Below are 24,191 nucleotides of genomic sequence, written 5' to 3'. Positions count from 1 at the left end.
GAAGCATGAGCTGAAGATGCCTGAAGAGTTGCTGAGACTGCTCGCCTTCATCGTGCTGGGGATCATCGTCTGGGCGCTTGCCCGGCGTTTCCCGATGGATGAATACGGGCCGCAGCCGGTGGAGCCCTTCGACCGCTGGTTCCTGGCTGTTGCGCTGGCCCTGGGAGGGGCGGTGGATGTGATCTTCGGGCCGGCCCTGAACGCCGTGGCCAATGGCCTCTACGCGTGGGCTGCTCCGGCGCGGCAGGCCGTTGCCGGCTGGAGCGTGACGACGCAGGTCCTGGTCTATCTGATCACCACCGATTTCCTCGGTTACTGGGCCCATCGGCTGATGCACTCCAGCGTGGTGTGGCGCATCCACGCGATGCATCACTCCGCCCGCAGCCTGAACTGGTTCTCGGGGATGCGCGGGACGCCGATGGACATGGTCTTCATCCTGGCGCCCGGCGCACTGATGGCGCCGCTCTTCCTGCTGACGGAGAGCCACACGGCCTTCTTCATCCTGCTGTTCATCCAGATGGCCAGCGAACACCTGACCCACTCGAACCTGCGCCTGCCCTTCGTGCGGCAGCTGGAGTGGTTCCTGGTCACGCCGCGGATGCACTTCATCCATCACCATCGGGACATGGCCTACGGGAATTCCAATTACGGCTTCTATTTCTCGATCTGGGATCACCTCTTCGGCACGTATATCGATTCGGACGATGTGCCCGACAAGGGGCCGCTGGGCCTGATGGAGGACTACACGATGAAGTCCCTGTTCCTGGGTGTCCGGCTGACCGAGTCGGCGGCTGAAAAGGGCCGGGCGCAGTCGGCGCAGGCTTGATCGAATGCAAACCACAATCCGGGAGTAAGCCTTGGAGCCTGTCGAAAACACTCTTGCGCTGGTGACCGGTGCCACCGGCTTCGTCGGCGGGGCGCTGGCCCGGCGTCTGCTGCGGGAGGGCTACCGGGTGCGGATCCTGGTCCGGAACGCGAACAACCCGGTGTTGAAGGAAGTCGGGCTGGATGCGTCGGCGAACGGCCGGCTGGAGATCGTCGAAGGCGACATCGCCGTCAAGGAATCCCTCGCAGCGGCCTTCGACGGGGTGCGCTATGTGTTCCACGTGGCGGCGATGGTCAGCACCGAGGCGTCCTGGGATGCCTACCGTGCGGCCAATGCGAGCGGCACCGAGAACATGTGCGAACTGGCCTTGCAGCATGGCATCGCCAAGTTCGTTTACGTCAGCACTGCCGATGTGTTTGGTCTGCCGAAAGCAGGGGAGGTTGTCACCGAGGCCACGCCGCATGCGGCCTGGAACGAGAAATACGCAGACACCAAGATCGCCGGGACGCGGGTCGTGAAGGACTACCAGGCCCGCGGGCTGGTATCGACGATCATCTATCCGGGCTGGGTCTATGGGCCGGGCGACCGGGCTCTGCTGCCTTCGGTGCTGGAGCAGCTCGAGAGTGGCTTTCTGCCGTTGTGGAGTCCCAACAGCTATCCGCTGGGCTTCATCTATGTCGAGGATCTGGTCGACGCCATGCTGCAGGCGCTGGGGAATCCCGCCGCCGACAACGAGGACTTCCTCATCCTCGACGCCGAAACCCGGATCGGCATGCTCGACCTGTGCGAGCGAATCGCCGAGCGCTTCGGGCTCAGGTATCGGGTGGTCAAGCTGCCGTACTGGCTGATGTACGGGCTTGCGGCGCTGCTTGAGGGAGTGGCGAAGATCGGCATCGGCGGCGAGCCGCTGATCACCACGGCGGTGGTCAAGTCATTCGGCCACTGCTTCATCTATTCGACGGAAAAGGCGGCGGCGTGCCTGCAATGGACGCCCGCCACGCCCTTCGAAACGGGTATCCGTCAGGCGCTGGATTGGCATTGCGAGCATCTGGCCGTCGGTCGCAATTAGCCGGACATTGCGGGCCAGCCCCGTTTCGGGGGCTGGCGCCGATGTGCCGGGGCCAGACTGGTCCGGAGATCTTCAGCCGAGGAACATCCGGTAGACCGGGTTGGCGGTTTCATCCACATACTCGTAGCCGAGCCGCGCCAGGAAGCCCTGGAAGGCCTCCCGGTCGGACGGCGGTACCTGCATGCCGACCAGCACGCGGCCGAAGTCGGCGCCGTGGTTGCGGTAGTGGAACAGGCTGATGTTCCAGTCGGAGCGCAGGGTCTCGAGGAAGTTGAGCAGCGCACCCGGGCGTTCCGGGAACACGAAGCGGTACAGCACCTCGTTGTCCGCCTGCGGGGCGTGACCACCGACCATGTAGCGGATGTGGCTCTTGGCCATCTCGTCGTCGGTGAGGTCCAGGCAGGGCAGCTCGTGGCGCTGCAGCAGCTCGGTGATACGCCCGCCCTCGGCACGGTTGTGTACGCCGACCCCGACGAAGATGTGGGCTTTCTGCGCATCTGCGTAGCGGTAGTTGAACTCGGTGATGTTGCGGTTGCCGAGCAGGTTGCAGAACTTCTTGAAGGAGCCGGGCTTCTCGGGGATGGTGACGGCCAGCACGGCTTCCCGCTGCTCGCCGACTTCGGCCCTTTCGGCGACGAAGCGCAGGCGGTCGAAGTTCATGTTGGCGCCGGAGGCCACCGCGACCAGGGTCTTGTCCTTCAGGGCGTGGCGCTTGGCGTATTCCTTGGCGCCGGCCAGGGCCAATGCGCCGGAGGGTTCCAGAATCGAACGGGTGTCTTCGAAGACGTCCTTGATGGCGGCGCAGATGGCGTCGTTATCCACCAGAACGATCTCGTCCACATACTCCCGGCACACGCGTAACGTTTCTACGCCGACCTGCTTGACGGCGGTACCGTCAGCGAAGAGGCCGACGCTGTCGAGCACAACGCGCTCGGTGCCGGCGAGGGAGCGCGCCATGGCGTCGGAGTCCACCGTTTCGACGCCGATCACCTTGATTTCGGGGCGTACCCGCTTGACGTAGGCGGCGACGCCGGCGAGCAGGCCGCCGCCGCCGACCGCGCAGAAGATCGCCTGGATGGGCTTGGGGTGCTGGCGCAGGATCTCCATGCCGATGGTGCCCTGACCGGCGATCACTTCCACGTCGTCGTAGGGGTGGACGAAGGTCAGCTTCTCGGCTTTTTCGAGTTCCTTGGCGTGGCCGTAGGCGTCGGAATAGCTCTCGCCGGCCAGCACCACTTCGCCGCCGTGGCGCTTGACCGCGTCGATCTTGATCGCCGGCGTGGTGGTCGGCATCACGATGACCGCCCGCGCGCCGAGCTTCTTGGCCGACAGGGCGACACCCTGGGCGTGGTTGCCGGCGGAGGCGCAGATCACGCCGCGCTTGAGGGCCGCCGGGCTGAGGCTGGCCATCTTGTTGTAGGCACCGCGCAGCTTGAAGCTGAACACCGGCTGCATGTCCTCGCGCTTCAGGAAGATCCTGTTGTGAATTCGCGCCGACAGGTTGGGCGCCGGGTCGAGGGGCGTCTCGATCGCGACGTCGTAGACCTGGGCGGTAAGGATCTTCTGGAGGTAGTCCGGATGCTGCGCGCTCATGACACAAGACCTTTGCTTCGGCTGGGGAAGCAACAAAGGGTAGCAGCCGGAGGCGCCGCGCTGCAACATTGCATCCTTTGGCCCTGCGGAGCTTTCCATGACCCCGATCCAACGTGCCGGCACCACGCCGCGCTATTCCGACTACACGATCCACAACGGCGCCGTCCATTGCGTCGAGGTACCGCCGGACGAACACGCCGACATCACGGCGCAGACCGCGGCGATGCTGGCCAGCCTCGAAAATCTGCTCGCCCAGGCGGGTAGCGGCAAGGACCGTCTGCTGATGGCGACCCTGTACCTGGTGGACATGGCGGATTACGACGCGGTGAACGCAGTGTGGGACGCCTGGCTGCCGGCAGGTACCGCACCGGTCCGCGCCTGCGTGCAGGTGGTGCGCCTGGCCAAGCCGGGTTGGCGGATTGAGGTGGCGGTGCAGGCGGCCTGCTGAGCCAAGCGCCGCCGGTTGAATGGTGTCGGGAAATCTTACATATGCCTAAGGAATTAATTGAGAATGATTGTTGAAGGGGATGTGAACGTTTGATGTAAAGGGATTTTCTCACGCTTGGTATTTTATTTGCTTGGCATCGCGTCGCCCGGTTTCGCGGCGTGGAAAGGCTGGTGGTGGTTCTTCGGTCGATGTCCCCGCCAAGCTCCAGCGACACCGGTTTTCCACCAAGAACTCGAACCAATGAGGGGAACCCCATGTCCTGGTCCAAGCGACTGTCCCGCGGCCTTGCCGCCCTGTGCCTGACGACGGCGGCTTTCGCCGCCGAAGCGAGCTATTCCAGCGTCTATTTCTTCGGCGACAGCCTGTCCGATACGGGTAACGTCTATTCGGCGACCAATGGAGCCTACCCGCCGCCGCCCTACTATCAGGGCCGCTTCTCCGACGGACCGGTATGGACCGAGAGGGTTGCGGCGGGGCTGGGACTGCCTGCCGATTCCACGGCCTGGCGGCAAGGCGGCAACAACTATGCATGGGGTGGCGCCCTGTCCGGCGCCGACGGCCATGCGGGGCCCGGTACTGGTCTGTTGTCGCAGGTTTTCGGGCAGTGGGCGCCGACGACGGGCGGGGCGGCGGATCCGAACGCCCTCTATGTGATCGGGATCGGCTCCAATGACCTGCTCGACGCGGTGCGTACCAACAGTGGCAGTACGGTGGCCGACGTGGCCTTCCGCCAGTCGGTGGCCGACACGGTGCTCAGCAACCTGACCAAGTCGCTGGGATATTTCATCAGCACCGGCGCGCGCAATTTCCTGATCGCCAACGTCACGGATCTCGGTCTGACGCCCGAGATGAACCTCGGCGGTAAGGGCAGTGCAGCGACGGAGGTGAGTAAGTACTACGATGCGCTGCTCGATACGGCGCTCGACAATCTGCGCAAGATCTTCGCGGTTAATGTCGCCGAGGTCAACCTGTTCAGCATGCTCGAGGATGTCGTCGCCGATACCAATTCCGGTGGCCAGCGTTTCGGCCTCAGCAATGCGCTCTATCCGTGTTTTGCACAGAACGCGCCTGCGTGCAGCGACTCGGTGTTCGCCGACGGGATCCACCCGACGCAGATCGTCCAGGTTCGTGCCGGCGTGCTGGCGCTGTCGGCGCTGGGTATCCCGGAGCCGGGTACGGTGGCGCTGCTGGGAGTTGGCCTGGTGCTGCTGGTGAGGACTCGGTACCGCGGCCGGTGCGCAACCTGACATCCGCAGCTGCGAAAGTGACGATCGAGGCCGGTAGTTGGGTGCCGGCCTCGTTGTTTTTCAGGGGGGCGGTTGTGGCCGGCAGGCCGCCAAGTAATGGCCCCACAGGCGTTAAGGTATTGATTTGACGCCCCGGCGTCGCTTCCCATTGGATACAATTGGCAGTTCCCCTGTCGGTTCCGGTGTGTTCCATGACCCAACGCCTGCGCGAAATTCCCTACAACTACACGTCGTTCTCGGATCGCGAGATTGTCATTCGCCTGCTTGGCCCCGAGGCCTGGCGGACGCTGGATGACCTGCGCACCGAGCGTGTCACCGGCCGCTCTGCGCGGATGCTGTACGAGGTGCTCGGAGATGTGTGGGTCGTCCAGCGCAATCCCTATCTGCAGGACGATCTGCTCGACAACCGGGACCGCCTCGGTGCGCTGATCGGCGCGTTGCGCCACCGCCTGCACGAGGTGGAGAAGCGTCGCGAGGAGTCCAGCGACGAGGATCCGGAGCGCAGCGCCAAGGTGGCGAGCCTGGTGCAGGCCGCCAACGCCGCGGTGGATCGTTTTGCCAAGCTGTTCGACGACACCGCCGAGCTGCGCAGGAAGGTGCGCCACGAGCTCGTCCGCCACACCCGCAAGGACAATATCTGCTTCGACGGCCACGCCCGCGTGTCCCACGTGACCGACGCCACCGACTGGCGCGTCGAGTACCCCTTCGTGGTCCTCTACCCGGACACCGAAGAGGAAATGGCGCCGCTGGTGAAGAGCTGCATCGAGCTCGGCCTGACCATCATCCCGCGCGGGGGCGGCACCGGCTACACCGGCGGCGCCGTGCCGCTGGACGCCAGGTCGGTGGTCATCAACACCGAAAAGCTGATTTCCCTGGGGCCGGTCGAGGAGGTGGTGCTGCCCGGCCACACCGAGCCTTACGCCACCATCCGCACCGGCGCTGGCGTCGTTACCGACCGGGTGTCGGAAGCTGCATCCCTGGCCGGCCGCGTCTTTGCGGTGGACCCGACCTCGGCCAGCGCGTCGTGCATCGGCGGTAACATCGCGATGAACGCCGGCGGCAAGAAGGCCGTGCTGTGGGGCACTGCGTTGGACAACCTGGCCTGGTGGAAGATGGTCACGCCGGACGGCAACTGGCTGGAGGTGGAACGCCTCAACCACAACTTCGGCAAGATCCACGAACAGGAAACCGTCCAGTTCCGCCTGAAGCGCTTCGACGCCAAGAGCTACAAGCCGATCTCTGAAGAGATCCTGACGATGCCGGGCGCGGCCTGCCGCAAGGACGGCCTCGGCAAGGACGTCACCGACAAGTTCCTCGGTGGCGTGCCAGGCGTGCAGAAGGAAGGCACCGACGGCCTGATTGTGGCGTCCCGCTGGGTGTTGCACAAGATGCCGCCGGTGACCCGCACGGTGTGCCTGGAGTTTTTCGGCCAGGTCCGCGAGGCGGTGCCGGCGATCGTCGAGATCACCGACTACTTCAAGCCGGGCGGCGCCGGCAACGCCGCCGGCGTGCTGCTGGCCGGCCTGGAGCACCTGGACGAGCGCTATGTGAAGGCGGTGGGCTACACCACCAAGGCCAAGCGCCACGGGCGGCCCAAGATGGTGCTGATCGGCGACATCGTCGGCCACGATGAAGCGGCGGTGATGACCGCCGCCTCCGAAGTGATCCGCATGACCAACACCCGCGGCGCCGAAGGCTTCATCGCGGTCAGCCCCGAGCAGCGCAAGAAGTTCTGGCTCGACCGTTCGCGCACCGCGGCGATCTCCCGCCACACCAACGCCTTCAAGGTGAACGAGGACGTGGTGATCCCGCTGCCGCGGATGGGCGATTACTGCGATGGCATCGAGCGCATCAACATCGAGCTGTCCACGCAGAACAAGCTGGCCCTGTGCGACGCGCTGAAGGAATACCTGCAGGGCGAGCTGCCGCTGGACACCGGCGATGCGACGATTTCCCGCGACGAGCTGATCGGCGACCGTCGCGAGGCCGCCATCAACTACGTGGAGGCGGTGCGCCTGCGCTGGGAGTGGCTGCTCGATAACCTCGACACCCCGCTGGAACTGGCCGAGCCGAGTTTCGTGTCCTACGGCATTGTCGCCGGCGAGCTGAGCAACCGTGCCGCCAACCCGAAGTTGTTCCACCGCCTGCAGGACTATTCCGTCCGCACCAGCTGGAAGAACGAGCTCAAGCCGCGCCTCGACAAGATCTTCGACGGCCAGCTGTTCGGCCCGGTGCGCGAGGGCATCAAGAAGCTGCACAAACAGGTGCTGCGCGGCCGCGTCTTCGTGGCCCTGCACATGCACGCCGGCGACGGCAACGTGCACACCAACATCCCGGTGAACTCCGACAACTACGAGATGCTGCAGACCGCCAACAAGGCCGTCGACCGCATCATGGAGCTGGCCCGTTCGCTGGATGGCGTGATCTCCGGCGAGCACGGCATCGGCATCACCAAGCTCGACTACCTGACCGACGCCGAGATGGCCAACTTCTGGGATTACAAGCAGAAGGTGGACCCGGAAGGCCGCTTCAACCGCGGCAAGCTGATGCGCGGCGGCAACCTCGACAACGCCTACACGCCCAGCTTCAACCTGATGGGCCACGAGTCCCTGATCATGGAGCAGACCGCCATCGGCGAGATCTCCCATGACATCAAGGACTGCCTGCGCTGCGGCAAGTGCAAGCCGGTGTGCTCGACCCACGTGCCGCGCGCCAACCTGCTGTACAGCCCGCGCAACAAGATCCTCAGCACCTCGCTGCTGATCGAGGCCTTCCTGTACGAGGAACAGACCCGCCGCGGTGTGTCCCTGGCCCACTGGGCCGAGTTCGAGGACGTGGCTGATCACTGCACGGTGTGTCACAAGTGCGAGAAGCCCTGTCCGGTGGACATCGACTTCGGCGACGTGTCGATCAAGATGCGCAACCTGCTGCGCGAGCAGGGCAAGAAGTCCTTCAACCCCGGCAAGGCCGCGGCGATGGCCTTCCTGACCGCCACCGATCCGGCGACGATCAAGACCATCCGCGCCGGCATGATCGGCCTCGGCTACAAGGCCCAGCGCCTCGGCCATGCGGTCGGCAAGTCCCTCGGCCTGATCCAGGACCAGGTCCAGCATCCGCCGGCTACCCTCGGCAAGCCGAGCATCAAGGCCCAGGTGATCCACTTCATCAACAAGCCGATGCCGGGCGGCCTGCCCAAGCGCACGTCCCGCGCGCTGCTGGACATCGAGGACGATGCCATCGTCCCGGTGATCCGCAACCCGCAGGTCAAGCGTGACGAGTCGGACGCGGTGTTCTACTTCCCGGGCTGCGGTTCCGAGCGCCTGTTCAGTCAGGTCGGCCTGGCCACCCAGGCCATGCTCTACCAGGTCGGCGCCACTACCGTGCTGCCGCCGGGCTACTTGTGCTGCGGCTATCCGCAGACCTCCGCCGGTGAGGACGACAAGGGCCAGCAGATCACCACCGACAACCGGGTGCTGTTCCACCGGGTCGCCAACACGCTCAACTACCTCGACATCAAGACGGTGATCGTGTCCTGCGGCACCTGCATGGACCAGCTGCAGAAGTACCAGTTCGAGAAGATCTTCCCGGGCTGCCGGCTGCTCGACATCCACGAGTACCTGATGGAGAAGGGCCTCAAGCTCGATGGCATCACCGGTACCCGCTACATGTACCACGAGCCCTGCCATACCCCGATGAAGGTTCATTCCGGCATCAAGGTGGCCAACGAGCTGATGGGTACGCGGGTCAACCTGTCCGACCGCTGCTGCGGTGAATCCGGCACGCTGGCGGTGTCCCGCCCGGACATCTCGACGCAGGTGCGCTTCCGCAAGCAGGAGGAGATCGAGAAGGGCGCCGAGAAGCTGCGCGGCGCCGATGCCACCGCCCAGGTGAAGATCCTCACCTCCTGCCCGAGCTGCCTGCAGGGCCTGTCGCGCTACGCCAACGATGCTGGTGGTGTGGATGCCGACTACATCGTTGTCGAGATGGCCAAGCACATCCTCGGCGAGAACTGGATGGCCGACTATGTGGCGAAGGCCAACAGCGGCGGCATCGAGCGCGTGCTGCTGTAAGCGCCTTTCGCTCCGCTGAAACGACGAGGCCCGCGCAAGCGGGCCTCGTCACATGGTGCCGGAGATCCGCGATGGATTCCCGTGGCTGGGCCGCTACTGGCTCAGTACCAGGTCACCTTGCCGTTGCTGGTGTCGTACAGGGCACCGACGATCTTGATCTTGCCCTCGTCTTCCAGGCCCTTGAGGATCGGGCTCTGTTCGCGGATGCGCTGGACGACCTGCTTCACGTTGAGCTCGGTCACTTCGTCCACGAAGGCGTGGTTGTGGGAGTTGTGTTCGCCGGGGGTGGAGGCGATGGCGACGGCCGGCTTGAACTTGGCGAGCAGGCTGGTCAGGTTGCCCATCTGCACGTCGTCACAGGCGCCCTTGATGGCGCCGCAGCCGGTATGGCCAAGGACGACCACCAGGCGGGAGCCCGCCACCTTGGAGGCGTATTCGAGGCTGCCCAGGATGTCTTCATTGACCGTGTTGCCGGCCACGCGGGCGGCGAAGATGTCGCCGACGCTCTGGTCGAAGACCACCTCCGGCGCGGCGCGGGAGTCGATACAGCCGACCACGCTGGCGAACGGGAACTGGCCGAGCGCCGTGGCCTGGACCCGCGCCTTGAGATTGCGCTTGAGGGGCTTGTCGGCTGCGAAGCGGGCGTTGCCGGCCTTCAGTATCTCCAGTGCCTTGTCCGGCGTGATGCTGGCCTGGACGGCCTTGGTGAGGGTCGCGCCGGTGGTGTAGGGCTTTGGTGCGACCGGGCCGCCGTGGTCGTCGGCCAGCGCCGGGGTGTTGCTGATCAAGGCCGCGAGGGCCAGGGCAAGGACGAGTTTGGTTTTCATTATGTCTCCGCTAGTGTGTTGTTCAGACATCGGAATGCCGCGATGTCCGGCGCTGAAACGGCATTGCTGCGGCTGAACTTTAGTTCAATCTGCAACGCTTGCAGTCCCCGTCCGCGGGCGTAAATGGCTTCGTGCTATCCTGCGTCCCCCGTTTTTCCGGTCGTGCGTGAACGCGGCCGCCAGAACATGAGCGAAGAACAGAATTTCGAGCCGCCGGCCGTGCCGGCGGACGCGGAGGCGCCTGCCAAGCCGGCCCGCCGCAAGGCTCCCGCCCGGACCTCGCGCAAGAAAGCTGAAGTCGTGGCCGAAGCCGTTCCCGCCGCTGAGGCGGCCCCCGTCGTGGCGGAGGCTGAAGCCGACGCGCCCGTCGCCAAGAAGGCGGCCAAGCCCCGCGCCAAGCGTGCGCCACGCAAGCCGAAGGCCGAGGCCGTCGTCGTCGTGGAGGCGACGGCGGATCTCTTCGCGGCGGTGGAAGCCGTTGCCGACGTGCCTGTGTCAGTCGTTGAGCCGGAGCCGGTTGTTGAGGTGCCCGTCGTGGAGGTGCCTGCCATCCCCGCTCCCGTCGAAGCCGTGACGCCGCAGGAACAGCCGCAGCTGGCCGAGGCCGCGCCCGTGCCGGTACAGGAGCCGGTACAGGACGCCGCCGCCGAAACGGCTGATGCGGTCGAAGGTGCTGTCGACGAATCCGACGACCTGCAGCCGGTTGCCGACGGTGAAGCGGCCGATGCACCTGCCGGTCCGCGGCGCAAGCGCAAGCGTCGGCGTGGTCGTGGAGAGCGGAATGGCCAGGGCGAACGTCGGGAGCAGGCTGGCGAAACGCTGCTGGAAGGCGAGTCCGATGAACCGGCTGCCGAGGTGGCGGATGTACTCGTCGAGGTGGCGGGTGAAGCGCCTGCCGCCATGCCCGTGGACGTTGAAGCGCTCGAGGCGCTGTCGTCCGTCGACAGTGAGGCCGCAGTCGAACCCGAACCCGTTGCTGTTGAACCGGCTCCGCTGACCGTCGTCAGCCTGGGCCTGGATGTGCCGCCGGTGCTGTCGACCGAAGCGCTGACTACGTTGCGCAATGCGCGGGTTGTGCTGGGGACCGCCGATGCGCTGGACCGTTTGGCCGGCCTTGAACTGAATGTGCCGCAGCAACTTTGTGCCGCTGAATCGGCCCACATCGATGTGCGGTCCGTCGGCCATGCCGGCAGCGTGCTGGTGGTGACCGGCGACGGTGCCGGCGACGGCCCGGCCGCCGAACTGCTGGCCGAACTTGGCCCGGCCCATGTGCGCGTGCTGCCCGGTGTCGGGCGCGTGCAGGCGGCCTGTGCCGCGCTGGGGCTGTCGGCCGAGATCGTGTCGGTGGTAGACCTGCGCCGGGCGCCGCTGGCGACGTTGCGCGGTCAACTGCGCGCCCATCGTCTGCTGGCCCTGCCGCTGGCTGATGCCGCGGCGCCGGTGGCGGTGGCTCGTCTGCTGCTCGACAGCGGCTTTGCCGGCGCGCGGGTATGGGTCTGCGAATTCTTCGCGGGCGCGCTTCAGGCGCGGGCCTGGCTGGCATCCGAATTGGTCGAGCTGCGTGAGGCCTTCGATCCGCGGGCAGTGTTGATCGTCGCCACGGGTCCGTCGAGCGGGTTGTTTGCCGAGCTGCCGGGGCTGTCCGATGCGGCCCTCGGTGAAGGGGCGCCTGCTGCGCTGCCGCTGGCCGTGCGCGCGCTGGCACTGGCCTGGCTGCAGCCGGCGGCATGGGAGACCGGCTGGGCAATCGCCGACGGCGAGGCCAGCCTGGCTCTCGAATGGGCGCGGGCGGTGCCGACGGCGCGGGTACGCGCGGTCGGGATGGAGCCGAGCCTGCTGGGGATGAGCATTCCGTTGGCAGGGGTGGGTGACAACCTGTCGGCGATTGGCAGCGCGTCGCCACTGCGGTGCCGCGAATGGCCGGCGCCGGAGGCAGTGTTCATTCGGGGTGGTGCGGGACTCAGCGATTGGCTGGCGGCCGCGTGGGCCCGTCTGGCGCCGGGCGGACGTCTGGTGGCCAGCGCCGAGGACGATCAGGCCCGTGGCGAGCTGTTGGCTTTCGCCACCCAGGTGCCTGCTGAGGCTTGGCAGGAGCTGAGCCTGTCCAGCGGCGAGACGGTGGCCGGACGCCTGCGTTTCACGCCCAGCGCACCGGTGCGCCTGGCCTTGTGGCGAAAGCCGGCCGTATCCTGAGACTTTCCACCGTGGAGCGCTGACGTGCCTGCCGACTCTCTTCCCCGCGAACGTTCTCCGGCCAAGCCGGGCTGGGTCTATCTGGTCGGCGCCGGCCCTGGCGATCCGGAGCTGCTGACGCTGCGTGCCTTCCGCCTGCTGCTCGAGGCGGACGTGCTGGTCTATGACAACCTCGTCAGCAAGGAGGTGCTCGACTGCGTGCCGGCGGCCATCGAACGCATCTACGTCGGCAAGAAAGCCTCGAACCATTCGCTGCCGCAGGAAGGCATCAATGCGTTGCTAGTGCGCCTGGCCCAGGAAGGCAAGCGCGTCGTGCGTCTGAAAGGCGGTGATCCGTTCATCTTCGGGCGCGGCGGAGAGGAAGTGGAAGAGTTGGTGAAGGCCGGCGTGCCCTTCGAGGTGATTCCCGGCATCACCGCGGCGGCCGGTATCGGCGCCTATGCAGGGATTCCGCTGACCCACCGGGATTTTGCTCAGTCCTGCATCTTCGTCACCGGCCACCTGAAGGACGGCTCGGTGGACCTGGACTGGGACATGCTGGCGCGGCGCAAGCAGACCCTGGTGTTCTACATGGGCATCACCCAGCTGGCGACGATCTGCGCCCAACTGGTCGCCCACGGCTTGCCGGCGACGACGCCGGCGGCGGTGGTACGGCGCGGCACGACCAAGGCCCAGCGGGTGGTGACCTCCGACCTGGCCAATCTGGCCGAGGCCGTGAAGGCGGCCGGCATCACGCCGCCGGCGCTGACCATCGTCGGCGACGTGGTCAGCCTGCAGTCGCGCCTGGCCTGGTTCCATCCGGAGGCGAAGGAATGAGCGTAGCCGCCTGTCCGGCCCTGTTCGTCGCGGCCCAGGCCTCCGGGCAGGGCAAGACCACCGTTACTGCCGCGTTGGCCCGCCTGCATACCCGCCAGGGGCGCAAGGTGCGGGTCTTCAAGTGCGGCCCGGACTTCCTCGATCCGCAGATCCACGCCGTGGCCAGCGAGGCGCCGGTGTACAACCTGGACCTGGGCATGTGCGGCGCCGAAGACGCTGCCTGGCGCCTGCACGCGGCTGCGCAGGAGGCCGACCTGATCCTCGTCGAGGGGGTCATGGGCCTCTTCGACGGCGCGCCGTCCGGTGCCGACATCGCGCGCCGCTTCGGTATTCCGGTGATGGCGGTGATCGACGCCAAGGCCATGGCGCAGACCTTCGGCGCACTGGTGCATGGCCTCGCCACCTGGCAGCCGGACCTGCCGTTCTCCGGCGTGCTGGCCAACCATGTGGGCAGCGAAGGCCACGCCAAGCTGCTGCAGGATAGCCTGGGGCCTGGCATTGCCTGGTACGGCGCGCTGCCGCGGGATGCCGACGCAGCGCTGCCGGAACGCCACCTGGGCCTGCTGCAGGCGGCCGAGATCGCCGACCTGGACGCTCGCCTCGATCGTCTCGCCGACCACCTGGCGCGTACCGGCGCGGCGGACCTGCCGCCGCCGGTGAGCTTTCCGGCCGTCGCGCGTCCGTCGGTGGATGCTCGCCTGCATGGCCGGCGCATCGCCGTGGCCCGCGACGCGGCCTTCGGTTTCATCTACCCGGCGAATCTGGATACCTTGGCCGAGCTCGGCGCCGAGGTCAGCTTCTTCTCGCCGCTGGCCGGCGATGCGCTGCCGGCCTGTGACGCGCTGTGGCTGCCCGGCGGCTACCCCGAACTGCACGCCGGGGCGCTGGCCGCCAACGCGCGCTGGCAGGCCGACCTGCACGCCCACGTGGCGGCCGGCAAGCCGCTGCTGGCCGAATGCGGCGGCATGATGAGCCTGTTCGAGACCATCACCGACAAGGCCGGCGCGAGCTTCCCCGGTTCCGCCGTGCTGCCTGGCCACACGCGCATGCAGGCACGGCTGGCGGCCCTTGGCACGCAGGTGGCAGAACTGCCGGAAGGGCGGCTCACCGGCCATACCTTCCATTACTCGAAGAGCGAGACATCGCTGCAGCCCCTGACCCGCGCGAGCAGCCTGCGTGGTGGCAAGGACGGCGAGGCGATCTACCGGCTGGGCCGAGTAACCGCCTCCTACGTGCATTTCTACTTCCCGTCCAATCCCGCAGCCGTCGCCGCGCTATTCGGCGCCTGAGTGCTTCGTCAGGCCAGCTGGTGGGCGATCAGCGCCGCCAGCCGGGCCAGTCCGCGGTCGATCTCATCCTCACTGGCGTGGCTGAAGTTGAGACGCAGCGTGCCGGTGGCCTCCGGAGTGTCCGGGTAGAAGGCTTCGCCAGGCATGAAGGCGACGCCTTCTTCGATGGCCAGCGGCAACAGCCTGCGGGTGTCGATGCGGCGTTTCAGTTGCAGCCAGAAGAACAGTCCGCCCTTGGGCACGCTCCAACTCGCCAGGGCGCTGAAATGGCGTTCCAGCGCCGCCGCGAACAGGTCGCGCTTGTGGCGGTAGAAGTCGGCCAGCCCGGCAAGGCGTTCGGCCCGCGCCGGGGATTCCAGCTGCTGCAGCACCAGCCACTGGCTGAGGCGGTTGCTGTGCAGGTCGGCGGCCTGCTTGAGGCGCACCAGGTAGGGGAACAGATCCGCGGAGGCCGCGAGGAAGCCCAGGCGCAGGCCCGGTGCCAGGCTCTTCGAGAAGGAGCCCTGGTAGATCCATGGGCTGTCGGTCAGCGCAGCACACACCGGGCGCCGTTCGCAGGTGTCGTAGACCAGGTCGCGGTAGGGATCGTCCTCGAACAGCGGCACGCCGGCTTCGCCGCAGGCCGTCGCCAGCGCCTGCCGTTCGGCTGCGCTGTAGCAATGCCCGGTAGGGTTCTGGAAGGTCGGGATGGCGTAGGCCAGCGCCGGCTTGCTGTCACGGAGGGCGGCGGCGCTGACCTCGGCCGCCGCGAAGGGGACGAAGCGTGCCCCGAAAAAGCGGAACACCTGCAGCGCGGCGAGATAGGTTGGCGATTCGACGGCCACCGGTGTGCCCGCATCGACGAACAGCTTGCCGACCAGATCGATGCCCTGCTGGGAGCCGGACAGCACGAGGATGCGTTCCGGTCCGCAGTCGAGGCCGCGGCGGCTGAGTTCTTCGGCGATGCGTGTGCGCAGTTGGGGATCGCCTTCGGTCGGGCCGTATTGCAGCGCGTCGGTAGGGGCGGCGAGGGAGAGTTCGGGAAAGGTTTCGGCGGCCGGCAGCCCGCCGGCGAAGGAGATCATGCCGGGGCGTCCTACGACGGCCAGGATCTCCCGGATCGGCGACGGGTGCAGATCGTGCACACGGGCGGAAAGGGATGTTGGCAGGCGCGGGGGGAGGGTGGTCGGCATGAAAGTCTCCAGAAAAAATTAAGTCAACAATATTGACCTATAAATCCTGAGCCTCTTCCGGAATAATGTCAACATGATTGACCTAAATCGCCAGGCCGAACTCCGCGAGGCCATCGAACTGTTCTACTTCGCCTACCGGGCCTTCACCGCGCCGCCGGACGACATCCTGGCCCAGCGTGGCCTAGGCCGCGTGCATCACCGCATCCTGTATTTCGTGGGCCGTAATCCGGGGATCGCTGTGAATGCGCTGCTGACCACGCTGGGCGTCAGCAAGCAGGCGCTGCATGCGCCGCTGCGCCAGCTGGTGGACGATGGCCTGGTGGGGACTGCGGCGGCCGACAACGACCGGCGCGTGAAGCGCCTGCAGCTGACTGCCGAAGGGGCGGCGCTGGAGGCGCAATTGTCGGGAACGCAGATGGAGATGCTGGAGAAGGTCTTCGCCGAAGCCGGCCCGGAGGCTGCCGACGGCTGGCGCCGCGCGATGGCGGTGCTGGTGAAGGGCGGCTGAGGTTAGGGCTTTAGGGGAAACGTCGGGCCGCCCAAGGTTTCCTCGTCCTCCGCTGCAGGGGGCGGGCTGGGCGTAGCCCGGCCCTGCGGGCGCTCAGTGCCCCTTCAGTGCGTAGATGCCCGGCGCGTTGCGCCAGTAGCCCTTGTAGTCCATGCCGCCGCCGAACAGGAAGCGGTCGGCCACGTCGAGGCCGGTGAAGTCGGCGCGCATGCCGGGATAGGCCTTGCGGTCGTGGACCTTGTGCACCAGTACCGCCGAATGCACCTCACGGGCACCTTCCTGCTTCAGGTAGTCGATGATGGCGGCCAGCGTGTGGCCTTCGTCGAGGATGTCGTCGAGCACCAGCACTGTGCGGTCGCGCAGGTCCTGGGTGGGGCGGACGCGCCAGTCGAGCAGCGTGCCCTGCAACGCGTGGCCGTAGCGGGTGGCGTGCAGGTAGGCCAGTTCCAGCGGGAAGGGCAGGCGCGGCAGGAGGCGGCCTGCCAGGATCAGGCCGCCGTTCATCACCACGTACACCAGCGGATTCTTGTCCTGCAGGCGGACGGTGATGTCGGCGGCGAGCTGGTTGAGGGCGGCGTCCACTTCGGCCGGCGTGCACAGGCAGTCGGCTTCTTCGCGGGCCCGGCGGATTTCCTCGAGGTCGACGGTGGTGGTCATGGCAATCGCGATGGAGGTCAGGGAATCAGGTTGCGGACGCGACGCAGCAGCTGCCAGCCGAGCCAGCCGCGGCGGGCCCAGCGGATTGCTGCACGGGGCCGGACGACCAGCGTGAACACCGCGATGCCGCTCAGCAGCGGGGCGTTGTGGCGGGCCCAGCGCAGGCCGTCGCCGATGCGGTCGACGCCGTGCAGCACCGGGGTGAAGGCCCGGGCGTGGTGGATCAGTGTGTCGCGCTGTTCGCTGCAGCGGATCTGCAGGCGCTGCTTGCGCAGCGCGAGTTCGACGAGTTCGGGATTCATTCTTTCGGCCGCAGGGCTTCCCGGTCCTGGGCCAGTTCGGCCAGGCTGGATGCAAACAGGCGCGAGCCTGCCCGCAGCCGCGCGGCGGCCCGGGTGGCGGTCCAGCACGCCGGCGGCGAACAGTCCGGTGGTGGCGAGGCCGAGGGCCAGCAGGCGATGGCTGTCCCACAGCAGCACGGTGAGGAAGGCCAGCAGGAAGACGAAACCGAAGCCGATGAAGAGCGCGGCGAGCACGGTGTCGAAAAGGAAGCTGCCGGCGCGCAGCTTCTCTTCCTTCAGCTCGACAGCGAAGAGTTCGAGACGGGTCTGGACTGTGGCCAGACCCGAGTCTGCGAGCCCTTTGAGGGACTCGCCGAGGCGCGAGGGCGCGGAATCGCTCATGCGCAGCCGGGTTTAGCGGCGATTGACCAGCAGGCCCAGCAGGAAGCCGACACCGGCCGCGACACCGACGGCCTTCCAGGGATTGTCATGCACGTAGTCGTCGGTGGCGCGGGCAGCGGCCTTGGTCTTCTGCACGACGGCGGCTTCCAGGTCCTGCAGCTTGTACTTGGCGCTGGTGAGGCGGTCGCCAAGGCGGGCACGCACGTCAGCGACCTTGTCGCCGGCCTGGCCGGCGGTCAGCTTGAGCAGTTCTTCGGTGTCGGCCACCACGGCCTTGAAATCGGTGACGAGTTTGTCTTTGGTCACTTGTGCGTCGCTCATGGTTTTCTCCCAATGAATGGCGTTATCGAGGATTGGTATGCGGCTTGGAGGTCTTGCTGTCGCCACTTGTCTTTCCGAGTCTAGGCTAATCCCAATCGAAGTCCGTGGCAATTCATTCTGGCTGCGCGCTTGGCGCGGAGCGGCGCAGGACGCGGGCCAGCCAGGCTTCCAGGTCGTCCACGTAGGTATACACAGCGGGCACTACCAGCAGGCTCAGCAGCGTCGAGCTGATCAGGCCACCGATCACCGCGGTGGCCATCGGCGCGCGGAAGCTCGGGTCGGCGCCGAGGCCGAGGGCGATCGGCAGCATGCCGGCGCCCATCGCCAGCGAGGTCATGACGATCGGGCGGGCGCGCTTGCGGCAGGCATCCACCAGCGCGTCGTGGCGGCTGAGTGGCGTACCGCCGCGGCCGTGGCGGGCCTCGATGGCGTATTCGACGAGCAGGATGGAGTTCTTGGTGACGATGCCCATCAACATCAGGAGGCCGATCAGGGACGGCATCGAGAAGCTGTTGTGGGTGACCAGCAGTGCCACGAAGGCGCCTCCGATGGCCAGCGGCAAGGCCGCCAGGATGGTCACCGGCTGCGTGAAGCCGCCGAACAGCAGCACCAGCACCATGTAGATGCACAGCACGCCAATGCCCATCGCCAGCCCGAAGCTGCCGAACAGTTCCTGCATGACCTCGGTGTCGCCGGAGTCGGCCAGCGTCACGCCGGGCGGCAGCTTGGCCAGGCCGGGCAGGGCCAGGGCTTCTTTGTACACCGAGCCGAGTTCGCGTTGGCCGAGTTCCACTTCGAGGGTCACATTGCGGCTGCGGTCGAGGCGGTTTACCTGGGCCGGGCCGCTGTCCATCGCGATGTCCGCCACGTTGGCGAGGAACACCGGTCCGCTGTTGCCGGGCACCTGAAGGCGGCCGATGGCGGCCAGGTCGGCCCGCTCGGCGTCCGGCAGGCGCACCCGGATCGGCACCTGACGGCGTTCCAGGTTGAGCTTGGCGAGGCCGACGTCGTAGTCGCCGGCGGTGGCAATGCGGATCGTGTCGGCGATGGCCTCGGCGGTGACGCCCAGGTCGGCGGCGCGGGCGAAGTCGGGGCGGATCACCACTTCCGGGCGTACCAGGCTGGCGCTGGAGGTGATGTTGCCGATGCCCTGCAGGGTACGCAGGTCGCGGGTGGCGGCCTGGGCGGCGACGGCCAGCGTGGCCGGATCGTCGCTCTTCAGCACCAGCAGCATCTTGACGCCCGAGTCGGCAGGCCCGACGGTGATTCGCATGCCGGGCAGCACGGCGAGGCGCTGGCGCATCTCCACTTCGACAGCCTGCTGGTTGCGGTGGCGCTGGGTGCGGTGGCTGAGGGTCACGGTGAGCACCGCGCGGCGTACCTCGGCGGCGGCGCCGGGGTTGAAGCCGTCGCCGGCCGCCCCGCCGCCCACCGAGCTGAGCACGGCCTTCACGTCGGGCATCACGGCGATGGCTGCGCGGGCCTGTTCGGCGGCGCTCCAGGTTTCCTTCAGCGTGCTGCCGGGTGGGAGCTCCACGTTGACTAGCGTCTGGGCGCGGTCGGCGGGCGGCACGAAGCCGGTCGGCAGTAAGGGGATCAGCATCACCGAGCCGACCAGGAAGGCGATCGCGCCGAGCAGGGTCAGGAAGCGGTGGTGCAGGCACCACTGCATGGCCGTCATGTAGCTGCGCATCAGGCGGCGCTCGGGTACCTCGCCGTGGGCGACGGGCTTCAGGAAGTAGGCCGCCATCATCGGCGTCAGCAGGCGCGCCACGACCAGGGAGGCGAGGATCGCCAGCACCGCGGTCCATCCGAACTGCTTGAAGAACTTGCCGGCGATGCCGGCCATGAAGGCGGTGGGCAGGAACACAGCGACCAGTGCGAAGGTGGTGGCGATGACCGCCATGCCGATCTCGTCGGCGGCCTCCATGGCGGCCTGCAGCGGCGTCTTGCCCATGCGCAGGTGGCGGGCGATGTTCTCGATCTCGACGATCGCGTCGTCCACCAGGATGCCGACCACCAGCGCCAGCGACAGCAGCGTGACGGTGTTGAGGGTGAAGCCGAACCAGGCCATGCCGAGGAAGGTCGGGATCACCGACAGGGGCAGGGCCAGCGCGGCAACCAGGGTTGCGCGCCAGTCGCGCAGGAACCACCACACCACCAGCACCGCCAGCAGCGCACCTTCGTAGAGGAGCTGCATGGAGCCGTCGAAGTTCTCCTGCACCGGGGCGACGTTGTTGTAGGCGTGGGCGAAATGCACGCCGGGATGGGCGGCTTCCAGTTCGGCGATGGCCTTGGCGACGCCGGCGGCGACGGTGATCTCGCTGGCACCCTTGGTGCGCGAGACCTCGAAGCCGACCACCGGCTGGCCGTCGAAGAGGGCTACGGAACGGCGCTCGGCGATGGTGTCGGTGATCTTGGCGATGCGCTCGAGGCGCACGCTGCGCCCTTCGGACAGCGGGATGTCGATGGCGCCCAGGTCGCGGGCGCTGGCGACGGTGGCGATGGTGCGCACGGCCTGCTCGCCGCCGCCCACGTCGCCGCGGCCGCCGGGGGCTTCCTGCTGGGCGCGGCGTAGTTGGCGGGACACGTCGGCGGCGCTGACGCCGAGGGCGGCCATCCGTTCGGCGTCGAGTTCGATGCGTACCTCCCGGGTGACGCCGCCGAGGCGCTTCACTGCGCCTACGCCCTTGACCGCCAGCAGGCGGCGGGTGACCGTGTCGTCCACTAGCCAGCTGAGGGATTCCTCGTCGTGAGTGTCGGCACGGATGGTCCATGCGCCGAGGGGCCGGCCGGCGGTGACGATCTTGGCCACCACCGGGTCGCGCACGTCGGCGGGTAGGTCGGCGCGCACGCGGCTGACTGCGGCGCGCACCTCGGTCTCTGCCTCGTTGGCGTTCTTCTCCAGTTCGAATTCGATGGCCACCGTGACCTCGCCGTCGAGGATGGTGGTGTGCATGCGCTTGATCTGGGCGAGGGTCGCGATGCTGTTCTCGAGCTTGCGGGCGACCTCGGTCTCCAGCGTGCCGGGGGCGGCGCCGGGCAGGCTGGCCTTGACGGTGACCACCGGCAGCTCGATGTCCGGAAAGTCCTGCACGCCGGTGCTCTTGAAGGCCAGCAGGCCGGCCAGGCTGAGCAGGATGAAGAGCAGGATCGCCGGGACCGGGTTGCGGATCGACAGGGCGGAAAAGTTCATGGCGTGCCGCTCACTTGCTCGGGGCCTGGGGCGTCGGTGCCGTTACCTGGACCAGGTCGCCGTCGTCGAGGAAGCCGGCGCCGCTGGCCACCACCCGTGCGTCGGAGGGCAGGCCGGAGAGGATCTCGACGCGCTCGCCGTCGCGGCGGCCGACCTCGACCTTGGTCTGCACGACGCGGTTGCCGTCGCCGATGCGGAACACGTAGTTGAAGCCGTCGCGCAAGGCTATCGCCTGGCGCGGCAGGGTCAGGCCGCGGCTGGCTGCCAGCGCGAACTCGCCGCGGGCGAACATGCCGGCCTTGAAGGGAGCCGTGGCGCCCTTGCCGGCGGCGGCCGGCAGATCCACATAGACCAGCGCGTTGCGGCTCTGCACATCGACCGTGGGGGCCGGCGTGCGCACCGTGCCGGTGACCCGCTCGCCGCCGGGGGCGGTGAGTTGTACCGGCTGGCCGACACGGACGCGGGCCAGTTCAGCGGCCGGCACTTCGGCCCGCCATTCGAGGCGCTGCTGGCGGATCAGGCGGAACAGTTCCTGGCCCTGGGGCACCACCGCGCCGACGGTGGCGCCGGCGGCACGGAAGGAGATCACGCCGTCGTCGCTGGCCACCACGCGGGTGTGGCGCACGCGCAGGTCGGCGCTGGCAAGGCTGGCGCGGGCGGCCTGACGGCGCGCGTCGGCGGTTGCCTCAGCGGTCAGGTATTGCTGGATCTGCTGGGGGCTGAGGCCGCCGCTGGCTTCCACCGAACGGGCCCGGGCCGCGTTGGCACGGGCCTCTTGCAGCGCGGCCTCGGCTTCGGCGAGGCTGGCGCGGGCCTGGGCCTGTTCGGCAAGAGGCACGTCGGCGGCGAACTCGGCGAGCAGTTCGCCGCGCTTGACCGGGCTGCCCACATTGACCTTCACGTCGGCGAGGCGCAGGCCGCCGGATTCGGCGCCGATGGAGGCTTCCTGCCAGGCGGCAACGCTGCCGTTGGCGACCAGGCCGCGGGGCAGCTCGCGGCCTTCGGGAGTGACGGTGGTCACCGCGAGAGCCGGTTTGGCCGGTCCGGCGGTGGGCTTGGCGGTTTCGGGCGGTGGGGCGTCCGAGGAGCAGGCGGTCAGCAGGCCGGCCAGCAGGGTGGCGATCAGGGGAGCGCGGAGGGACATCATCGGGCGTCGTCCGGGGAGGGAGCTTGAGGGGCTTGGGGGGCGGCCGTGTCGGTGGCGGTCCAGCCGCCGCCGATGGCCCGGTACAGGGCGATCCACGCCGAGGCGCGCTCCTGCTCCCAACCGGCCACCGTGGCGTCGGCGGCGAGGAGGGTGCGGCGGGCGTCTTCGAGTTCCAGCAGGCTGGCGAAACCCGCCCGCTGGCGGGCCTCGGTGGCGCCGTAGGCCTGGCGGTAGCTGGCGGCGGCGCGGCGCACGTCGGCCTCGCGGGTGGCGGCAGCATCGAGGCGCACGAGGGCTTGTTCGACTTCGCTGACCGCTGTGCGCGCGGTCTGGCGGTAGGCCGCTTCGGCGGCAGCATAATCGGCGCGGGCGGCCTCCACGTTGGCGGCAACGCGGCCGCCGTCGAACAGCGGCATGGCCAGCGTGGGGCTGATCGACCAGGTGGTGGCAGACATGTGCTGGCCGTTGGTGTTGAGGCGCAGCGGTGTGAAGACGCCGGCCAGGGTCAGGCGCGGATAGCGCTCGGCGGCAGCGCTGCCGATGGCCGCGCTGGCGGCGGCGAGATCCCGTTCGGCGGCGGCCACGTCTGGGCGCTGGGTGAGCAGGCGGGCCGGCAGCGCGTCGATCGCGAAGGCGGCCGGCGTCGGGAAGCGTCCGCTGGCGCTGGCGAGGCGGCGGCGCAAATCGGCCTCATCGAGCCCGGTGAGGGCCACCAGGGCCTTTATCTGGCGGTCACGGGTGGCACGCAGGTCGGCCACTGTGGCGGCGCCGTCGGCGGCGCTGGCGTTGGTGAGAGCCACGTCGGCGGGCGCGTTGAAACCGGCGTTGCCAAGCTTGCGGGTGAGCTCAAAGGTGGCGGTGCGGGAGGTGGCGTCAGCCTCGGCCTGGGCCAGGCGGCGTTCTTGATAGCGCAGCTGCAGGTAGGCGTCGGCGGTTTCTGCGGCCACTGACACGCGGGCGGCGTGCCAGCGGGCGGCGCTGGCGGCGAGGCGTGCTTTGGCGCCTTGCTGGTCGCGGGCCAGGCCGCCGAACAGGTCGATCTCCCAGTTGGCCATCACGGAAGCTTGGCGTGTTGTCTGAAAAGTGGTCGGGGCGCCGAAGGTGAAGGCGGCGCGTTTGGCGGCGAGGCTGCCATCGACGGTGGGCAGACCGGCGACATCGGCCGCCACCGCCGAGGCGCGGGCCTGGGCGATGCGCGCGCGGGCCTGGGCGAGGCTGGCGCTTTCCCGTTCGGCGGCGTCGATCAGCTCGGGCAGCAGCGGGTCGTCGAGGCGCCGCCACCAGTCGGTGAGTTCGGCGATCTGGCCGTTGTGGGGCTGCGGGGCCTGCCAGCCGGCGGGGGTCGGGATGGCAGGTGCATGGTAATCGGGACCGACACGCGGCAGCACGCCGCAGGCGGACAGGCCGAGCACGGTCAGCAGGGCTGCGACGCTGCGTTGGGGGAGGTTCATGTGGTGCTCCCGGTCTGGCGGCGCTGCTGTTCGCTATCGATCATCGTCAGGGCGTAGTTGGCGAGCCGGTCGGCGAGGACGTCGACAGTGGCGGCATCGGCCAGCAGTTCGGCACTGACCCGGTCGATCAGGTCACGCGCGACGTAGTAGGGCAGGGCCAGGCCGATGATGGAGTGGGCCAGGCGCTGGATGTCGGCGTCGATGCCGGCGAGACCGAGGTGCCGGGTCAGTAGCTCGACGAGAGCGGTGTACACGGCGGCGAGCTCCGCGTCGTGCTCCTGCCCGAGGACGCCGCTGGGGTCGAGGAGTTCGCGGAAATGCAGGCGCATCACCAGGTCCACCGGTGCGCCGTTCTTCAGTGGAGCCAGGAAGTCGTGAAAGAAGCCGGTGAGGATGGCTTCCAACGGCTGGCCAGCAGCGTTGTCGAGGGGCGATGCAGATTGATCGGCGCACAGGGATTCGCTGAACACGGCCCGGTAGAGGCCGGCCTTGTCGCCGAAGTAGTAGTTGATGGCGGCCAGGTTGGCGCCGGCGGCGTCGGCGATCTCGCGGGTCGAGGTCTGCTGGTAGCCCTTGGCGGCGAACAGCGGCAGCGCGGCTTCCAGCAGGCGGCGGCGGGCCAGGATGCCGTCGGCGCGGGTCGGCTGGTGGGCGGAGGTGGCGGTCATGGTGCACACG

At 67.9% G+C, this 24,191-nt stretch carries 19 protein-coding genes; 9 read left to right on the top strand and 10 right to left on the bottom strand.

The window, feature by feature from the left end; genetic code table 11:
- Window positions 1-16 precede the first annotated feature (16 nt).
- The gene (locus AC1PPK_RS03890) at window positions 17-826 is read left to right on the top strand and encodes a sterol desaturase family protein (RefSeq protein WP_481116540.1); all 810 of its coding nucleotides are present in this window, start codon (window positions 17-19) and stop codon (window positions 824-826) included.
- Between the two features lie 31 nt (window positions 827-857).
- On the top strand, window positions 858-1,895 hold the full coding sequence (locus tag AC1PPK_RS03885) for an NAD-dependent epimerase/dehydratase family protein (RefSeq protein ID WP_481116539.1): 1,038 nt from the start codon (window positions 858-860) through the stop codon (window positions 1,893-1,895).
- 72 nt (window positions 1,896-1,967) lie between these two features.
- On the opposite strand, the gene ilvA is transcribed toward AC1PPK_RS03885, so the two are convergent.
- Window positions 1,968-3,488: a threonine ammonia-lyase, biosynthetic gene (gene ilvA, locus AC1PPK_RS03880; RefSeq protein ID WP_481116538.1), complete on the bottom strand. Its 1,521-nt coding sequence runs from the start codon at window positions 3,486-3,488 to the stop codon at window positions 1,968-1,970.
- Window positions 3,489-3,585: 97 nt separating this feature from the next.
- Here ilvA and AC1PPK_RS03875 point away from each other — a divergent pair, with 97 nt between their 5' ends.
- From AC1PPK_RS03875 to AC1PPK_RS03865, 3 genes are all read left to right on the top strand, one after another.
- Complete coding sequence (locus AC1PPK_RS03875) at window positions 3,586-3,936, top strand: RidA family protein (RefSeq protein WP_481116537.1); 351 nt, start codon at window positions 3,586-3,588, stop codon at window positions 3,934-3,936.
- Window positions 3,937-4,190: 254 nt separating this feature from the next.
- Entirely contained in the window at window positions 4,191-5,183 is a 993-nt protein-coding gene (locus tag AC1PPK_RS03870) for an SGNH/GDSL hydrolase family protein (RefSeq protein WP_481116536.1), read from the top strand.
- A gap of 191 nt (window positions 5,184-5,374) precedes the next feature.
- Entirely contained in the window at window positions 5,375-9,253 is a 3,879-nt protein-coding gene (locus tag AC1PPK_RS03865) for a DUF3683 domain-containing protein (protein WP_481116535.1), read from the top strand.
- A gap of 101 nt (window positions 9,254-9,354) precedes the next feature.
- On the opposite strand, the gene AC1PPK_RS03860 is transcribed toward AC1PPK_RS03865, so the two are convergent.
- Entirely contained in the window at window positions 9,355-10,080 is a 726-nt protein-coding gene (locus AC1PPK_RS03860; protein WP_481116534.1) for a carbonic anhydrase family protein, read from the bottom strand.
- 186 nt (window positions 10,081-10,266) lie between these two features.
- On the opposite strand from AC1PPK_RS03860, the gene AC1PPK_RS03855 reads away from it, so the two are divergent.
- From AC1PPK_RS03855 to AC1PPK_RS03845, 3 genes are read left to right on the top strand one after another with little or no spacing between them, the layout of a single operon-like run.
- Window positions 10,267-12,273, top strand: a complete 2,007-nt coding sequence (locus AC1PPK_RS03855; protein WP_481116533.1) for a hypothetical protein — start codon at window positions 10,267-10,269, stop codon at window positions 12,271-12,273.
- A 24-nt stretch (window positions 12,274-12,297) separates the two neighbouring features.
- Complete coding sequence (gene cobA, locus AC1PPK_RS03850; protein WP_481116532.1) at window positions 12,298-13,089, top strand: uroporphyrinogen-III C-methyltransferase; 792 nt, start codon at window positions 12,298-12,300, stop codon at window positions 13,087-13,089.
- Window positions 13,086-14,378: a cobyrinic acid a,c-diamide synthase CobB gene (locus AC1PPK_RS03845; RefSeq protein ID WP_481116531.1), complete on the top strand. Its 1,293-nt coding sequence runs from the start codon at window positions 13,086-13,088 to the stop codon at window positions 14,376-14,378. Before cobA ends, AC1PPK_RS03845 begins: the two co-directional genes overlap by 4 nt.
- A gap of 8 nt (window positions 14,379-14,386) precedes the next feature.
- Here AC1PPK_RS03845 and AC1PPK_RS03840 read toward each other — a convergent pair whose 3' ends face one another.
- Window positions 14,387-15,550 carry an aminotransferase-like domain-containing protein gene (locus tag AC1PPK_RS03840; protein WP_481116530.1) on the bottom strand — a complete coding sequence of 388 codons (1,164 nt, stop codon included), beginning with the start codon at window positions 15,548-15,550 and terminating at the stop codon, window positions 14,387-14,389.
- Between the two features lie 73 nt (window positions 15,551-15,623).
- Here AC1PPK_RS03840 and AC1PPK_RS03835 point away from each other — a divergent pair, with 73 nt between their 5' ends.
- A complete protein-coding gene (locus AC1PPK_RS03835) occupies window positions 15,624-16,058 on the top strand; it encodes a MarR family winged helix-turn-helix transcriptional regulator (protein ID WP_481116529.1) in 435 nt (144 codons plus the stop codon).
- 93 nt (window positions 16,059-16,151) lie between these two features.
- Here AC1PPK_RS03835 and AC1PPK_RS03830 read toward each other — a convergent pair whose 3' ends face one another.
- The 7 genes from AC1PPK_RS03830 to AC1PPK_RS03800 all read right to left on the bottom strand — a co-directional run bounded on the left by AC1PPK_RS03830 (window position 16,152) and on the right by AC1PPK_RS03800 (window position 24,181).
- Window positions 16,152-16,715 (bottom strand): hypoxanthine-guanine phosphoribosyltransferase, encoded by a 564-nt coding sequence (locus tag AC1PPK_RS03830; RefSeq protein WP_374480565.1) that lies wholly within the window; start codon window positions 16,713-16,715, stop codon window positions 16,152-16,154.
- 17 nt (window positions 16,716-16,732) lie between these two features.
- A complete protein-coding gene (locus tag AC1PPK_RS03825; protein ID WP_481116528.1) occupies window positions 16,733-17,398 on the bottom strand; it encodes a YqjK family protein in 666 nt (221 codons plus the stop codon).
- 12 nt (window positions 17,399-17,410) lie between these two features.
- Window positions 17,411-17,719: an ElaB/YgaM/YqjD family protein gene (locus tag AC1PPK_RS03820; protein WP_079434566.1), complete on the bottom strand. Its 309-nt coding sequence runs from the start codon at window positions 17,717-17,719 to the stop codon at window positions 17,411-17,413.
- A gap of 112 nt (window positions 17,720-17,831) precedes the next feature.
- A complete protein-coding gene (locus AC1PPK_RS03815) occupies window positions 17,832-20,915 on the bottom strand; it encodes an efflux RND transporter permease subunit (protein ID WP_481116527.1) in 3,084 nt (1,027 codons plus the stop codon).
- A gap of 10 nt (window positions 20,916-20,925) precedes the next feature.
- Window positions 20,926-22,062, bottom strand: coding sequence for an efflux RND transporter periplasmic adaptor subunit (locus AC1PPK_RS03810; RefSeq protein ID WP_481116526.1), 1,137 nt, complete (start codon window positions 22,060-22,062; stop codon window positions 20,926-20,928).
- Complete coding sequence (locus AC1PPK_RS03805) at window positions 22,059-23,513, bottom strand: efflux transporter outer membrane subunit (RefSeq protein ID WP_481116525.1); 1,455 nt, start codon at window positions 23,511-23,513, stop codon at window positions 22,059-22,061. The genes AC1PPK_RS03810 and AC1PPK_RS03805 overlap by 4 nt, the downstream gene beginning before the upstream one ends.
- Window positions 23,510-24,181 carry a CerR family C-terminal domain-containing protein gene (locus tag AC1PPK_RS03800; protein ID WP_481116524.1) on the bottom strand — a complete coding sequence of 224 codons (672 nt, stop codon included), beginning with the start codon at window positions 24,179-24,181 and terminating at the stop codon, window positions 23,510-23,512. The genes AC1PPK_RS03805 and AC1PPK_RS03800 overlap by 4 nt, the downstream gene beginning before the upstream one ends.
- Window positions 24,182-24,191 lie beyond the last annotated feature (10 nt).

The sequence above is a fragment of the Zoogloea sp. JDB1 genome (genome assembly GCF_056724025.1).
This window is presented reverse-complemented; position numbering and strand designations above follow the sequence as displayed.

What these genes read in the sequence shown, in the direction of transcription:
- AC1PPK_RS03890 (WP_481116540.1), top strand. Translation starts at nt 17, where the DNA reads ATGCCTGAAGAGTTGCTGAGACTGCTCGCCTTCATCGTGCTGGGGATC.
- ilvA (WP_481116538.1), bottom strand. Translation starts at nt 3,488, where the DNA reads ATGAGCGCGCAGCATCCGGACTACCTCCAGAAGATCCTTACCGCCCAG.
- AC1PPK_RS03875 (WP_481116537.1), top strand. Translation starts at nt 3,586, where the DNA reads ATGACCCCGATCCAACGTGCCGGCACCACGCCGCGCTATTCCGACTAC.
- AC1PPK_RS03870 (WP_481116536.1), top strand. Translation starts at nt 4,191, where the DNA reads ATGTCCTGGTCCAAGCGACTGTCCCGCGGCCTTGCCGCCCTGTGCCTG.
- AC1PPK_RS03865 (WP_481116535.1), top strand. Translation starts at nt 5,375, where the DNA reads ATGACCCAACGCCTGCGCGAAATTCCCTACAACTACACGTCGTTCTCG.
- AC1PPK_RS03860 (WP_481116534.1), bottom strand. Translation starts at nt 10,080, where the DNA reads ATGAAAACCAAACTCGTCCTTGCCCTGGCCCTCGCGGCCTTGATCAGC.
- AC1PPK_RS03855 (WP_481116533.1), top strand. Translation starts at nt 10,267, where the DNA reads ATGAGCGAAGAACAGAATTTCGAGCCGCCGGCCGTGCCGGCGGACGCG.
- AC1PPK_RS03845 (WP_481116531.1), top strand. Translation starts at nt 13,086, where the DNA reads ATGAGCGTAGCCGCCTGTCCGGCCCTGTTCGTCGCGGCCCAGGCCTCC.
- AC1PPK_RS03840 (WP_481116530.1), bottom strand. Translation starts at nt 15,550, where the DNA reads ATGCCGACCACCCTCCCCCCGCGCCTGCCAACATCCCTTTCCGCCCGT.
- AC1PPK_RS03835 (WP_481116529.1), top strand. Translation starts at nt 15,624, where the DNA reads ATGATTGACCTAAATCGCCAGGCCGAACTCCGCGAGGCCATCGAACTG.
- AC1PPK_RS03830 (WP_374480565.1), bottom strand. Translation starts at nt 16,715, where the DNA reads ATGACCACCACCGTCGACCTCGAGGAAATCCGCCGGGCCCGCGAAGAA.
- AC1PPK_RS03825 (WP_481116528.1), bottom strand. Translation starts at nt 17,398, where the DNA reads ATGAGCGATTCCGCGCCCTCGCGCCTCGGCGAGTCCCTCAAAGGGCTC.
- AC1PPK_RS03820 (WP_079434566.1), bottom strand. Translation starts at nt 17,719, where the DNA reads ATGAGCGACGCACAAGTGACCAAAGACAAACTCGTCACCGATTTCAAG.
- AC1PPK_RS03815 (WP_481116527.1), bottom strand. Translation starts at nt 20,915, where the DNA reads ATGAACTTTTCCGCCCTGTCGATCCGCAACCCGGTCCCGGCGATCCTG.
- AC1PPK_RS03810 (WP_481116526.1), bottom strand. Translation starts at nt 22,062, where the DNA reads ATGATGTCCCTCCGCGCTCCCCTGATCGCCACCCTGCTGGCCGGCCTG.
- AC1PPK_RS03805 (WP_481116525.1), bottom strand. Translation starts at nt 23,513, where the DNA reads ATGAACCTCCCCCAACGCAGCGTCGCAGCCCTGCTGACCGTGCTCGGC.
- AC1PPK_RS03800 (WP_481116524.1), bottom strand. Translation starts at nt 24,181, where the DNA reads ATGACCGCCACCTCCGCCCACCAGCCGACCCGCGCCGACGGCATCCTG.